This window comes from Kitasatospora sp. NPDC093102, assembly GCF_040683915.1.
GTDB lineage: Bacteria > Actinomycetota > Actinomycetes > Streptomycetales > Streptomycetaceae > Kitasatospora.
In genome coordinates this window covers 141,360-154,080 of the sequence record NZ_JBFBFA010000001.1, presented here as the reverse complement: position 1 = coordinate 154,080, position 12,721 = coordinate 141,360, and the positions used below count along the sequence as shown (strand labels likewise).

Below are 12,721 nucleotides of genomic sequence, written 5' to 3'. Positions count from 1 at the left end.
CCGAAACGCCCCCCGTACGCCCGCACCATGAGCATAGTTTCCCGCCGGAGAAGCGCCACTGATGCTCCATCACGGTTCGCCGGGCTCAGCCCAGGGTGCGGCCGATCGTCCCCTCAAGGCTGTTGAGCAGGCCGCTGAGGGCCTCGGCGAGCCGGTCCTGCTCGGCGGGGGTGAGGCCGGCCAGCAGGGCGCGGTCGTAGGCGACGAGCTCCTGGATCAGGCCGTCCACCAGCGTCCGGCCCTCCTCGGTGAGCGCGAGGTGGGCGACCCGGCGGTCCCGGTCGTCGGTGCGGCGGTTGACCAGGCCGCGCTCCTCCAGCAGCCGCAGACGCTTGGTGACGGCGGCGCCGGAGGCGAAGCTCTCCCGGGCCAGCTGGGTGGGGGTCAGCTCACGGTCGAGGCGGCGCAGGGCACCGAGGATGTCGAACTCGGCGCGGGTGAGGCCGGCCCGGGTGAGCGGGTCGGGGGTCTGCTGGAGCAGTGCGGCGCAGCGGTTGATCCGGCCGAGGACGGCGATCGGACCGGTGTCCAGCCCCGGGTAGGCCCGCTCCCACTGACGCAGCACACCTGCGACGACGTCCTCCACGTGTGCTGCTCCCGTTCTGCGGCCTGCCGATCGGCTTCGATCCTAGGCCGTGTCCGGCAGGTCCCCGCGGCCACGGCGTTCCAGCAGGGCGGCCAGCAGGTGATGGGCCTGCTGCTCGGTGGCGGTGGCGCGTTGGTGCGGGAGGACGGGGCGGCGCCACTCGCCGGCGGCGGTGTCGGTGGCCTCGCGCAGTTCCAGCAGGGCGGCGGCGAGGCCGGTGCGGGCGGCGTGGGCCTCCCGGGCGCTCGCGGCGGAGACGGCGGCCAGCGCCCGGTGGCCGGCGGCCTCGGCTCCGGCCAGGGCGCGGGCCAGCCGGGTGGCGGTGCGGCGGTTGGTGACCAGCAGGCAGGCCGCGAGTCCGGTGAGCGCGCCGACGCAGGTGTCCAGCCAGCGGTCGGCGACCAGCGCCCGGGCCGGCTGCGCGCCCGCGAACTCCGTCATCAGCAGCGCCATCGGGGTGACGAAGACCGTCGCCAGCCAGTAGCTGCGGGCGATCGTCGCCTCCGCACCGAACTGGCAGATCAGCCCGAGCCCGATCAGCGCCACCGGGCCCGCGTGCGCGAGCGGCAGCGCGGCGGTGAACAGCAGCAGGCCGAGCAGGTTGCCCAGCACCCGCTGCAGCGCGCGCTGCCAGGACAGGGTGCTGTTGGCCTGGAACACCGAGGCCGCGGTGACCACCGCCCAGTACGGTCGGCCGACGCCGAGCGCCAGCGAGAGCCACCCGGCGGCGGCGCAGCCGACCGCGACCCGCAGCGCGATCGGCAGCAACGCCGAGCCGGGCCGCAGCGCCCGCCGGAACGGCGGCCGGGGACCGGGACGGCGGGCGGCCGCCTCCGTCTCCGCCTCGGTCAGGTCGAGCGCCGGCAGCGGGCGGCCGCGCCGCAGGTCGCGGGCCCAGCCGAGATACCGCACGGCGTCCTCGGGCCGGTCCGGTCCGGCCAGCGCGGCCTCCGCGCGCACCAGCAGCCGCTCGGGTGCGTCGCCGAGGGCGCGCCGCCGGGCCGGGGTGGAGAGCGCGAGGCTCTGCCGGGCCGCCTCGACCGCACCGACCAGGGCGGTACGGGCGGCGCAGGCTGCGGCGCCCGGCCCGTCGGGCTCGATCCGCAGTAGCCGGGCGGCGGCCTCCAGGGCGCGGGCGGTGGCGATCCGCTCCGGCCCGTACGGGCGCACCAGGGCGGGGGCCATGCAGACCAGCCAGGCCAGTGCGGCGCCGAGCGCGGTGAGCGCCAGGTGCGGCGGCACCTCGGCGAGCCGCTGCGGGACGAAGGTGCAGCTGGCGGAGGTGAAGGTGATGATCAGGCTGCCGGGCGGGCCGACCCGGGCGGCGTCGCAGAGCAGCTTGTGCAGCGCGGCGAGCACCGCCGCCACCGCGACCAGGACGGCAGCGTCGCGGGTCAGCGCGGCAGCGGTCAGGGCGGCGCCGGTGCTGAGCACGGTGCCGAGCAGCACCCCGACCAGCATCCGGGCCCGGGCCCGGTACGGCAGGCCGTGGCCGTACAGCGCGCCCAGGCCGCCGGCCGAGGTGTAGAGGGCGAGGTCGAGCCGGCCGAGGCCGAGCAGGGTGAGGTTGAGCGCGCCGAGGGTGACCACGGCACTGAGCGCGGGCTTGTGCCAGCCGTCCCCGGCCGGTCCGACCCGAAGTGCCTGGCGGAACTGGACGGTTGTGACCATACAAAAAGATTAGCAGGTAATTTACCTGTGAAACATATCTTCTCGGGCACCCCGGTGCAGGGCTTCCTGAAAAAAGTCGCGGCCGGAGCGATGAGTTCTGCGGCGAACCCCGGTCCACCCCCATGACCGACTCGCACGACAGAAGGAACATCCCATGAACACCCTGGTCTCCACCGACGGCACCGTCCTCGCCTGCTCCGTCACCGGCTCCGGCCCGGCGGTCGTCCTGGTCGACGGCGCACTGTGCCACCGCGGCATGGGGCCGAGCGCCGCGATCGCCGAGCAGGTGGCGGGGCACCACACCGTGTGGACCTACGACCGGCGCGGGCGCGGCGGCAGCGGTGACACCGGGCCCTTCGCGGTGGAGCGCGAAATCGAGGACCTGGCCGCCGTCATCGCGGCGGCGGGCGGCTCGGCCGCCGTCTTCGCCCACTCCTCCGGCGGCGCGCTCGCCCTGCGGGCCGCCGCCGCGGACATCGGCATCGCCCGACTCGCCGTCTACGAGCCGCCGTTCAGCACCGAGGAGGGGCAGAGCGAGCGCTTCCGCCAGTACGTCGCCGAGCTGACGGCGGCACTCGCCGAGGAGCGCCGCGGGGACGCCGTCGCGGCCCTCATGGTCTACGCCGGGGCGCCGGCGGAGATGGTGGACGGGATGCGCGGCGCGCCGGTGTGGCCGCTGTTCGAGGCGATCGCACCGACCCTGGCGTACGACGCGGCGGCGCTCGGCGACCGGACCGGGGCGGCCGTCCCGGTGGACCTGTTGGCCACGATCGCCGTGCCGACCCTGGCCCTGGACGGCGGCGCCAGCCCGGAGTCGTTGCGGGCACCGACCCACGCGGTGGCGGCGGCCGTGCCGGGCGCCGAGTACCGGACGCTGGACGGCCAGACCCACGAGGTGGCGGCCGAGGTGCTGGCGCCGGAGCTGCTGACGTTCTTCGCCTGACGCGCGTCCGGGGCACCGCCCGGGCGGGACACGCCCGTCCGGCGACGGTCGATTCCCTGTTCGGGCAGAACGGACAAGGGTTCGACCGACGGCTGCCTGCGGGCTCCCGTCACCGGGCCGGCCCGCTCATCCGCCGGTACGAATGGCCCCGCACGGCACACCTCGGCACACCCCCTCCTCATATGATCGGAGCGACATGCGCCATGCTTGGTGATGCAGAACACTGAACGGAACTTGCGCCGGACGGCCCACCCGCCGTACGGCCGAGAAGGAGGAAGCACGTGGACGACGTTCTGCGGCGCGCCGCACTCTTCGCGGCACTCGACGACGAACAGGCCGGCGAGCTGCGCGCTTCCATGACCGAGGTCACCCTCGCCCGTGGGGAGTCGCTGTTCCACGAGGGCGACCCGGGCGACCGGCTGTACGTCGTGGCGGAGGGCAAGGTCAAGCTGCACCGCGCATCGCCGGACGGCCGCGAGAACATGCTGGCCGTGCTCGGCCCCAGCGAGATGATCGGCGAGCTGTCGCTGTTCGACCCGGGCCCGCGCACCGCGACCGCCAGCGCGCTGACCGAGGTCAAGCTGCTGGGCCTCGGCCACGGCGACCTCCAGCCCTGGCTGCACGCCCGCCCCGAGGTCTCCATCGCGCTGCTGCGGGCCATCGCCCGCCGCCTGCGCCGCACCAACGACGTGATGTCCGACCTGGTCTTCTCCGACGTGCCCGGCCGCGTCGCCAAGGCCCTGCTGGACCTCTCCCGCCGGTTCGGCGTGCAGTCCGAGGAGGGCATCCACGTCGCCCACGACCTCACCCAGGAGGAGCTGGCCCAGCTGGTCGGCGCCTCCCGCGAGACGGTCAACAAGGCGCTCGCCGACTTCGCCGGCCGCGGCTGGCTGAAGCTGGAGGCCCGCGCGGTGGTCCTGCTGGACGTCGAGCGGCTGTCGCGCCGCTCGCGCTGACGCCCACCGACGCGGAAGGGCCCGTCCGATCGGACGGGCCCTTCCGCGTTCACCGGCTCAGTCGGCGCCCGGAATCAGCCCGTGCTCCTCCAGGTAGTCCAGCTGGGCCCGCACCGACAGCTCGGCCGCCGGCCAGAGCGCCCGGTCCACGTCGGCGTAGACCCGGGCCACCACCTCCGGCGCGGTCCGGCAGCCCGCCTCGACCGCGGTCTCCACCTGGGCGAGCCGGGCGGCCCGGTGGGCCAGGTAGAAGTCGACGGCGCCGAGGGCATCCGCGAGCACCGGGCCGTGGCCCGGCAGCACGGTCCGCACGCCGTGCTGGGAGGCCATGGTGTGCAGCCGGCGCAGCGAGTCCAGGTAATCGCCGAGCCGGCCGTCGGGGTGCGCGACCATCGTCGTGCCGCGGCCGAGCACGGTGTCGCCGGTGAGCACCGCGCCGTCGTCCGGCAGGTGGAAGGTCAGCGAGTCGGAGGTGTGCCCCGGGGTGGCCACCACCCGCAGGTCCAGGCCGCCGACGTCCAGGCGCTGGCCGCCCACCAGGCCCTCCGAGCCCAGCCGGTGCGCCGGGTCCAGGGCCCGCACCTCGGTGCCGGTCAGCTCGGCGAAGCGGGCCGCGCCCTCGGAGTGGTCGGCGTGGCCGTGGGTGAGGAGGGTCAGCGCGATCCGCTTGCCCCGCTCCTCCGCGAAGTCGATCACCCGGCGCAGATGGCCCTCGTGCAACGGGCCCGGGTCGATCACCACCGCGAGGTCGGAGCCGGGCTCGGAGAGCAGCCACGTGTTGGTGCCGTCCAGCGTCATCGGCGACGGGTTCGGCGCCAGCACGCACAGCGCCCGAGGGGTGGCCTCGCCGCCGACGACGGCGGCGGGGTCACCCGGCAGGAGTCCGCTCACCGGCCACCTCCGCCGTCTCGATGCAGGGCCCTCAGCGGCAGCACCCGGACGAGGGCGCGCTGCGCCACCTCGGCGAACGGGACCTGGCTGTCGCAGGCGGGGTCACGGGGAGTCAGGCGGCGGGCGGGCATCTCGGGCGCCGTCCGGCGAGCCACGTCGTTGTGGGTCATCGGGCGTCGGTCCTCTCTCTGCGTCGGTTCTCTGCGTCGGTTCTCTGCGTCGGTACGGGGAGGCCGCGTCGTGCGGGTCGTACAGGTCTTGCGGGCCGTACGGGTGGTCCCGGTCGGTGGAACGGTCAGGAGCCCTCGGGGAACTCCCCGTCGATGGTCAGCTCCTCGTAACCGGGCCAGCGGACCGTCAGGCGGTCGCCGCGGACCTCGGCCCGGCCCAGGACCGGCGCCAGCGGACGGTCGACCGCCGCGGCCAGGGCCTCGGCGACGGTCCGCACCCCCGACAGCTCGCGCAGCACCGTCACGGTCGGCGGCAGCATGCCGAACCGGCCCTCCCGGTGGCCCCGCACCGCCTCGGCGGGGGTCAGCCAGGCGACCCGGTCGGCCTCGCCGACCTCCACGGCCGCGCGCTGGCCGGCCGGCAGCGCGGCGACGAAGAACCAGGTGTCGTAGCGCCGGTCCTCGAACTCCGGGGTGATCCAGCGGGCCCAGCCGCCCAGCAGGTCGCTGCGCAGCACCAGGCCGTGGTCCCGGAGGAACTCGGCGAGGGACAGCTCGTGCGCCTCCAGCGCGGCCCGCTCGGCGGACCAGTCGCGCGGGGCGGCGACGCTGTCGGCGTCCGGGCCGGCCAGCAGCACGCCGGCCTCCTCGAAGGTCTCGCGGACGGCCGCGCAGACCACCGCCCGCGCCGTCCGGGCGTCCACCCCGAGCCGCCGCGCCCACTCCTCGGGCGCCGGACCGGCCCAGCCCGGCTCGACCTCGGCGTCCCGCGGGTCCACCCCGCCGCCCGGGTAGGCGTACATCCCGGCCGCGAAGGCCATCGAGGCACGCCTGCGCAGCAGGTACGCCTCCGGCCCCTCGGCGGCGTCGCGCAGCAGCACGACGGTCGCGGCGGGCCGGGGCACCGGCGGGGTCACCGCTCCGGATTCGACCGCCCGGATCCGGGCAGGCCAGCCGGGCGGCATCGGGAGCGTCGTCGCTCGATGGTCCATGCCCGGATGCTAGGGCGTGTCCGACAATTCCCGCCAGGCTCACGAATCGATCGGACACACCCCGGCAACACGGAGGCGGGGCCGGACGGACCCGGCCCCGCCTCCGCGATCGCACTCAGACGGTCTTGACGCGCACCTGGAGCTCGACCTCGACCGGGGAGTCCAGCGGCAGCACCGCGACGCCGACGGCGCTGCGGGCGTGCACGCCCGCGGCGCCCAGCACCTTGCCGAGCAGCTCGCTGGCGCCGTTGACGACGGCCGGGACGGCGATGAAGTCGGGGGCGGCGGCGACGAAGCCGACGACCTTGACGATCCGCTCGATCCGGTCGAGGTCGCCGATCACCGACTTCACGGCGGCCAGGGCGTTCAGCGCGCAGATCTGCGCGAGCTCCTTGGCCTCCTCCGCGGAGACCTCGGCGCCGACCTTTCCGGTCGTCGGCAGCTTGCCCTCGACCACCGGGAGCTGGCCGGAGGTGAACACGAGGTCACCGGACAACACGGCCGGCACGTACGCGGCGACCGGGGCGGCCACCGGCGGGAGGGTCAGGCCCAGCTCGGCGAGCTTCTCCTCGACCTTGCTCATGCGCTCTTCTCCCGCTTGAAGTAGGCCACCAGCTGCTCCGGGTTCGGGCCGGGCACGACCTGGACGAGCTCCCAGCCGTCCTCGCCGAAGTTGTCCAGGATCTGCTTGGTGGCGTGCACCAGCAGGGGCGCCGTCATGTATTCCCACTTGGTCATGGCCAGACTCTAGACGAGCCGTCACGGTGATCCGCGCCGCCCGCCGCGAGGCGTGTGAGGTGGGGCACAAAGAGGGCATGATCGGGCCTGGCGGCCCAGGTGCCCCGGGCATCCGGTGCGCTCCCTGGTTACCCTCGCGAGAGGGCACCCTGGTGAGGGGCACCCCCGCCAGGAGGGGACGCCCGTAGGACGGAGACGGACGGAGACGGAGCGTGGCACGCACCCCCGGCCAGGCGGCCCGGCGCGACCCCGACTGGGAGGGCGTCCGGCTGCACGTGGTCAGCGGCAAGGGCGGCACCGGGAAGACCACCCTGGCCGCGGCACTGGCCCTGGCGCTCGCCGCCGACGGCGGACGGGTGCTGCTGATCGAGGTCGAGGGCCGGCAGGGCATCGCCGAGCTGTTCGGGATCGCCGCGCTCCCGTACGAGGAGCGCCGGATCGCCTCGGTCTCCCACGCCCAACTGGGGCTTCCCGCCGGGAAGGGCGGGCCCGGCGAGGTGTTCGCGCTGGCGATCGACACCGAGCTGGCGCTGCTGGAGTACCTGGAGATGTTCTACAAGCTCGGCCGGGCCGGGAAGGCGCTCCAGAAGGTCGGCTTCGTCGACTTCGCCACCACCATCGCGCCGGGCGTGCGGGACGTCCTGCTCACCGGCAAGGCCTGCGAGGCCACCAGGCGCAAGGACCCGGACGGGCGGCGGCGCTACGACGCGGTGGTGATGGACGCCCCGCCGACCGGGCGGCTGACCCGGTTCCTGAACGTCAACGCCGAGGTCGCCGGGCTGGCCCGGATCGGCCCGATACACACCCAGGCGCAGGCCGTGATGCGGGTGCTGAAGTCGCCGGAGACCGCGGTGCACCTGGTCACCCTGCTGGAGGAGATGCCGGTGCAGGAGACGGTCGACGGCATCGAGGAGCTGCGCGAGGCGAAGCTCCCGGTGGGCGGGGTGATGGTCAACATGGTCCGGCCGCCGCTGCTGGACGCGGCGGCGGTGGCGGCGGTGGACGGGGACCACCGCGAGGAGGTCGCCCTGGCGCTCGGGGAGGCCGGGCTCGGCGGCCGCACGCGCACCGCGGAGAAGGTCCGGGCGGCGGTGGAGCCGCTGATCGACCCGTTGCTGGAACAGGCCAGGGAGCACGCCGAGCGGGTGGAGCTGGAGCGCGCGCAGCGCGCCGACATCCAGCAACTGCGGCTCCCGACGTACGAACTGCCGCTGCTGGGCGAGGGCGTGGACCTCGGCGGGCTGTACCGGCTGGCGGGCGAACTGAAGCGGCAGGGGGCGGCATGACCACCAACGGCAGGGCCACCGACGGCACGGTGACCGACGGCGCGGTGACCGACGGGGTCCGGAGCACCGGGCGGCGACTCGCGGTGGACGAGCTGATCGACGACCCGAAGACCAGGATCATCGTCTGCTGCGGCTCCGGCGGCGTCGGCAAGACCACCACCGCCGCGGCGCTCGGCCTGCGGGCGGCCGAGCGCGGCCGCAAGGTCGTGGTGCTGACCATCGACCCGGCCCGCCGGCTCGCCCAGTCGATGGGCCTGACCGAGCTCGACAACACCCCCCGGGTGGTCAAGGGGGTCACGGGCATGGAGGGGGCGCCGCTCCGCGGCCCGGACGAGGACGGTGGCGGGGGCCGGGAGGGAGAGCTCCACGCCATGATGCTGGACATGAAGCGGACCTTCGACGAGGTCGTGCTGGCCCACGCCGAGCCCGGACGGGCCAAGGCGATCATGGAGAACCCCTTCTACCAGTCCCTGTCGGCCGGCTTCGCGGGCACGCAGGAGTACATGGCGATGGAGAAGCTCGGCCAGCTGCGCGCCGAGGAGTGGGACCTGATCGTCGTGGACACCCCGCCGTCCCGCTCGGCGCTGGACTTCCTGGACGCGCCCAACCGGCTCGGGTCCTTCCTGGACGGCCGGGTGATCCGGATCCTCACCGCCCCGGCCAAGGTCGGCGGGCGCAGCGCGATGCGCTTCCTGAACGCTGGAATGGGCCTGCTCACCGGCACCCTGGGCAAGATCTTCGGCGCCCAGCTGCTCACCGACGTGCAGACCTTCGTCAGCGCGATGGACTCGATGTTCGGCGGCTTCCGGGAGCGCGCGGACCGCACGTACCAGCTGCTCAAGGCACCGGGCACGGCGTTCCTGGTGGTGGCCGCACCGGAGCGGGACGCGCTGCGCGAGGCGGCGTACTTCGTGGACCGGCTGGCCGCGGACCGGATGCCGCTGGCCGGGCTGGTGCTCAACCGGGTGCACGGCACGGGCGCACCGCAGCTCACCGCGGAGCGGGCGCTGGCGGCCGCCGAGGCGCTGGAGGAGAACGGCTCGGAGCACGCCTCGCCCGCGGCGGAGGTGCTCGCGGCCGGGCTGCTGCGGCTGCACGCCGAGCGGATGCAGATCGTGGGGCGCGAACGCCGCACCCGCGACCGCTTCGTCTCGGTGTACCCGGACGTGCCGATCGTGGAGGTGCCGGCGCTGCCGGGCGACGTGCACGACCTGGACGGACTGCGGGCCATCGGGGACCGGCTCAACGGCGCGGTGTAGCCCGCGCCCGAGGGGCCGACCGGCCGGACCGCACGGTGCGGCCGGGCTCAGCCCGCCTGGGCGTAGTCCGTCAGTATCACGCCGGTCGCGAGGGACTCCTCGTACTCGGTGCGCGCCGTCTCCAGCAGCTTCCGCCACGAGATGACGGTCGGGCGGCGGCGCAGCAGCGCCCGGCGCTCGCGCTCCGTCATCCCGCCCCACACTCCGAACTCCACCCGGTTGTCCAGGGCGTCCGCGAGGCACTCCGTCCGGACGGGGCAGCCGCTGCACACCGCCTTCGCGCGGTTCTGTGCCGCCCCCTGGACGAACAGTTCGTCCGGATCACTCGTGCGGCAGGCGGCCTGCGCACTCCAGTCGTCAACCCAGCCCATGCCGGCGCCGTCCTCTCCCGTATCGAGGCTCCCCCACGGCGGCAACGGCATATTCACCGTTGCCAGTTGAGGACGTTACGGAAGAACGACAGCTTGCAACAGCCCCTTCGGGCTCAATCTCGAATGACCCGATTGGACTATGGGTGTCGATCAGCTCACTCGTTGGAGTGATCGCAGGTCGTGCACCTTGCCAAAAGCAGAACACCCACTCTTGCCACAGGCGCCGTCACGGAGCGCAACCGACCACACGGGTACAGCAGGCCCCAGCTGCCTCAAAACCCGGCCATCGACGGGCAATTCGGGCAAGTCTCCTCGCCCACAAGAGTGAATGATGTTGACGCACCGAAGCTGTCGCAAGCTTGTGACAAGCCTAGGCGAACACCTGCCCCCGTGTGCAGGATTCCGCAACGTAGGGTTCTCCTCATGGCACCGAAGCGCCCACAGGCATCCCAGCCCCCAGGCAACACCGGAGCTCCGCGCGGCAGGACCGGCGGATCACCGTTGGAGCACGCCGGCAACGGCGTGAAGTTCCTGGGCGTCAGCGTGCTCTCCGGAGTCCTGCTGGCAGGGCTCGCTCTGCCCGCCGTCGGCGCCATCGGGCTGACCGCCAAGGACACGGCGGAGAGCTTCGACAACGTCCCCGACGACTTCAAGACCCCGCCGCTCACCCAGGCCACCCAGATCTTCGACGCCAAGGGCGGCCTCATCGCCAAGGTCTACGAGCGCGACCGCACCGTCATCACCGCCGACCAGATGTCACCGTTCATGCGGCACGCCCAGGTCGACATCGAGGACGCCCGCTTCTACGAGCACGGCGCTGTCGACCTCAAGGGCGTCCTCCGCGCGATCGGCAAGAACGCGGAGAGCGGAACCGCCTCCCAGGGCGCCTCGACGCTGACTCAGCAGTACGTCAAGAACGTCAACGTGGAGAAGGCCGGCGACGACCAGGCGGCCGTCCTGGAGGCCCAGCGCAAGACCCTGGGCCGCAAGATCCAGGAACTCAAGGTCGCCATCAAGCTGGAGGAGGACCTGTCCAAGGACCAGATCCTCACCAACTACCTCAACATCACCTTCTACGGCCACCAGGCCTACGGGGTGGAGGCCGCCTCCCAGCGCTACTTCAGCAAGAGCAACAAGGACCTGACCATCGCCGAGGCCGCCACCCTGGCCGGCATGGTGCAGAACCCGTCGTCCTACGACCCGGTGCGCTACCCCGAGAACACGGTCAAGCGCCGCAACGTCGTGATCGACAAGATGCTGGAGAACAAGCACATCACCGCCGACCAGGCGAAGGAGGCGAAGGCCGCCCCGCTGGGTCTGAAGTACAAGGACCCGCAGAACGGCTGCATCACCGCCCAGGCCGGGATGGGCTTCTTCTGCGACTACGTCCGCCACGTGGTCAAGCAGGACCCGGCCTTCGGCAAGAGTGCCGACGAGCGCAAGAAGGTGTGGAACCAGGGCGGCCTGAACATCTACACCACGCTGGACCCGGACAAGCAGGCCGCCGCCCAGAACGCCGTCACCAAGAAGGTCTTCGTGACCGACCCGGTGTCGGCCGCCGCGACCATGATGGAGCCGGGCACCGGCAAGATCCTGGCGATGGCCCAGACCCGCCCGTACGGCCTGGACCCGAACAAGAACCAGACCGTCGTCAACCTCAACGTGGATGCCGCGATGGGCGGCGGCAACGGCTTCCAGACCGGTTCGACCTTCAAGCCGATCCTGGCCGCGGCGGCGCTGGAATCGGGCATGCCGAACACCCAGGCGTTCCCGTCCGAGAACAAGATCGAGTACCCGCAGATGTCCACCTGCACGGGCACCTGGAAGAACACCGTCAAGCCCAAGGAGACGGTGAAGAACGAGCAGGACAGCGAGGTCGGGCCGTACCAGCTGAAGGAGGCCATGGCCCGCTCGGTCAACACCTACTTCGTGCAGATGGAGCAGCAGGTCGGCCTCTGCGCGATGAAGCAGATGGCGAACAAGCTGGGCATCATCCAGTCCGCCAAGGGCGACGCCTTCCAGGAGGTGCCCTCGATGGTCCTCGGCACCCTGGAGCTCTCGCCGCTGACCATGGCGAACGTCTACGCGACCTTCGCCGCCCGCGGCAAGTACTGCACCCCGGTCGCGATCAACAAGATCACCACGGTGGACGGCAAGGACGTCCCGGTCCCGCAGTCCCAGTGCAGCCAGGCCTTCTCCGAGCAGACCGCGGACTCGCTCAACGCCGTCCTGCTGAACGTGACCGAGAAGGGCACCGCGGCCGCCCTGACCATGGACGACGGCCGCAAGATCGCGGGCAAGACCGGGACCACCGACGAGAAGAAGGCCGCCTGGTTCAGCGGGTACACCCCGTCGCTGGCCACCGCGGTCTGGCTCGGCGGCCCGGCCGGCGGCGTCAAGATGAAGAACATCACCATCGGCGGCAAGCCCTTCACCGAGGTGTTCGGCGCCGACGGCCCCGGCCCGATCTGGGCGATGGCGATGAACCAGGCGCTCAAGGGAACCCCGCTGGAGCCGATCCAGACCGCCAACATCCCGGACCCGCTGCCGGCCGCTCCCCCGGCGGCCACCCCGCCGGTCGACCCGAACGCCCAGCAGCCCGGCGGCAACCCGCCGCCGCAGGGCGGCAACCCCGGGCAGCCCGGCGGTCAGCCCGGCGGCCTGCCCGGCGGGCTGCCCGGCGGGCTGCCCGGCGGGCTGCCCGGCGGGTTCACCTTCCCGCCCGGCCCCGGGAACGGGAACGGCGGCCGGCACGGCGGCGGCAACGGCAACGGCAACGGCTGACCCGCCCTCCCGGCCACCGGCCGAGGAACATACCGAAGGGGCGCTCTCCCTCGCGGAGGGCGCCCCTTCGGCGT

At 73.2% G+C, this 12,721-nt stretch carries 13 protein-coding genes; 5 read left to right on the top strand and 8 right to left on the bottom strand.

All coding sequences use genetic code 11. The features are described 5' to 3' along the window. Positions 1-85: 85 nt before the first annotated feature. Positions 86-586 (bottom strand): MarR family transcriptional regulator, encoded by a 501-nt coding sequence (locus tag AB0O11_RS00715; RefSeq protein ID WP_363380226.1) that lies wholly within the window; start codon positions 584-586, stop codon positions 86-88. A gap of 42 nt (positions 587-628) precedes the next feature. Further along, a complete protein-coding gene (locus AB0O11_RS00710) occupies positions 629-2,257 on the bottom strand; it encodes an FUSC family protein (RefSeq protein ID WP_363380224.1) in 1,629 nt (542 codons plus the stop codon). Between the two features lie 154 nt (positions 2,258-2,411). Between AB0O11_RS00710 and AB0O11_RS00705 the strand changes: the two genes are divergently transcribed. Both AB0O11_RS00705 and AB0O11_RS00700 read left to right on the top strand, forming a co-directional pair. Next, positions 2,412-3,200 (top strand): alpha/beta hydrolase, encoded by a 789-nt coding sequence (locus AB0O11_RS00705; protein ID WP_363380222.1) that lies wholly within the window; start codon positions 2,412-2,414, stop codon positions 3,198-3,200. A 281-nt stretch (positions 3,201-3,481) separates the two neighbouring features. Beyond that, entirely contained in the window at positions 3,482-4,156 is a 675-nt protein-coding gene (locus AB0O11_RS00700; RefSeq protein ID WP_030288117.1) for a Crp/Fnr family transcriptional regulator, read from the top strand. Positions 4,157-4,213: 57 nt separating this feature from the next. Here AB0O11_RS00700 and AB0O11_RS00695 read toward each other — a convergent pair whose 3' ends face one another. The 5 genes from AB0O11_RS00695 to AB0O11_RS00675 all read right to left on the bottom strand — a co-directional run bounded on the left by AB0O11_RS00695 (position 4,214) and on the right by AB0O11_RS00675 (position 6,947). Further along, positions 4,214-5,047 carry an MBL fold metallo-hydrolase gene (locus tag AB0O11_RS00695; protein WP_363380220.1) on the bottom strand — a complete coding sequence of 278 codons (834 nt, stop codon included), beginning with the start codon at positions 5,045-5,047 and terminating at the stop codon, positions 4,214-4,216. Further along, the gene (locus AB0O11_RS00690) at positions 5,044-5,217 is read right to left on the bottom strand and encodes a hypothetical protein (RefSeq protein ID WP_363380217.1); all 174 of its coding nucleotides are present in this window, start codon (positions 5,215-5,217) and stop codon (positions 5,044-5,046) included. Before AB0O11_RS00690 ends, AB0O11_RS00695 begins: the two co-directional genes overlap by 4 nt. A gap of 125 nt (positions 5,218-5,342) precedes the next feature. Continuing rightward, complete coding sequence (locus AB0O11_RS00685; protein ID WP_363380215.1) at positions 5,343-6,209, bottom strand: NUDIX hydrolase; 867 nt, start codon at positions 6,207-6,209, stop codon at positions 5,343-5,345. A 115-nt stretch (positions 6,210-6,324) separates the two neighbouring features. Continuing rightward, a complete protein-coding gene (locus AB0O11_RS00680; protein WP_363380213.1) occupies positions 6,325-6,792 on the bottom strand; it encodes a RidA family protein in 468 nt (155 codons plus the stop codon). Beyond that, positions 6,789-6,947 (bottom strand): DUF4177 domain-containing protein, encoded by a 159-nt coding sequence (locus AB0O11_RS00675; RefSeq protein ID WP_158835332.1) that lies wholly within the window; start codon positions 6,945-6,947, stop codon positions 6,789-6,791. The genes AB0O11_RS00680 and AB0O11_RS00675 overlap by 4 nt, the downstream gene beginning before the upstream one ends. Positions 6,948-7,159: 212 nt before the next feature. Between AB0O11_RS00675 and AB0O11_RS00670 the strand changes: the two genes are divergently transcribed. Further along, on the top strand, positions 7,160-8,233 hold the full coding sequence (locus tag AB0O11_RS00670) for an ArsA-related P-loop ATPase (RefSeq protein WP_363380210.1): 1,074 nt from the start codon (positions 7,160-7,162) through the stop codon (positions 8,231-8,233). Further along, complete coding sequence (locus AB0O11_RS00665; protein WP_363380209.1) at positions 8,230-9,492, top strand: ArsA family ATPase; 1,263 nt, start codon at positions 8,230-8,232, stop codon at positions 9,490-9,492. The genes AB0O11_RS00670 and AB0O11_RS00665 overlap by 4 nt, the downstream gene beginning before the upstream one ends. A 47-nt stretch (positions 9,493-9,539) precedes the next feature. Here AB0O11_RS00665 and AB0O11_RS00660 read toward each other — a convergent pair whose 3' ends face one another. Next, complete coding sequence (locus AB0O11_RS00660) at positions 9,540-9,863, bottom strand: WhiB family transcriptional regulator (RefSeq protein ID WP_195911063.1); 324 nt, start codon at positions 9,861-9,863, stop codon at positions 9,540-9,542. Positions 9,864-10,364: 501 nt separating this feature from the next. Between AB0O11_RS00660 and AB0O11_RS00655 the strand changes: the two genes are divergently transcribed. Next, on the top strand, positions 10,365-12,647 hold the full coding sequence (locus tag AB0O11_RS00655) for a transglycosylase domain-containing protein (RefSeq protein WP_363380206.1): 2,283 nt from the start codon (positions 10,365-10,367) through the stop codon (positions 12,645-12,647). The last annotated feature ends 74 nt before the right edge of the window (positions 12,648-12,721 follow it).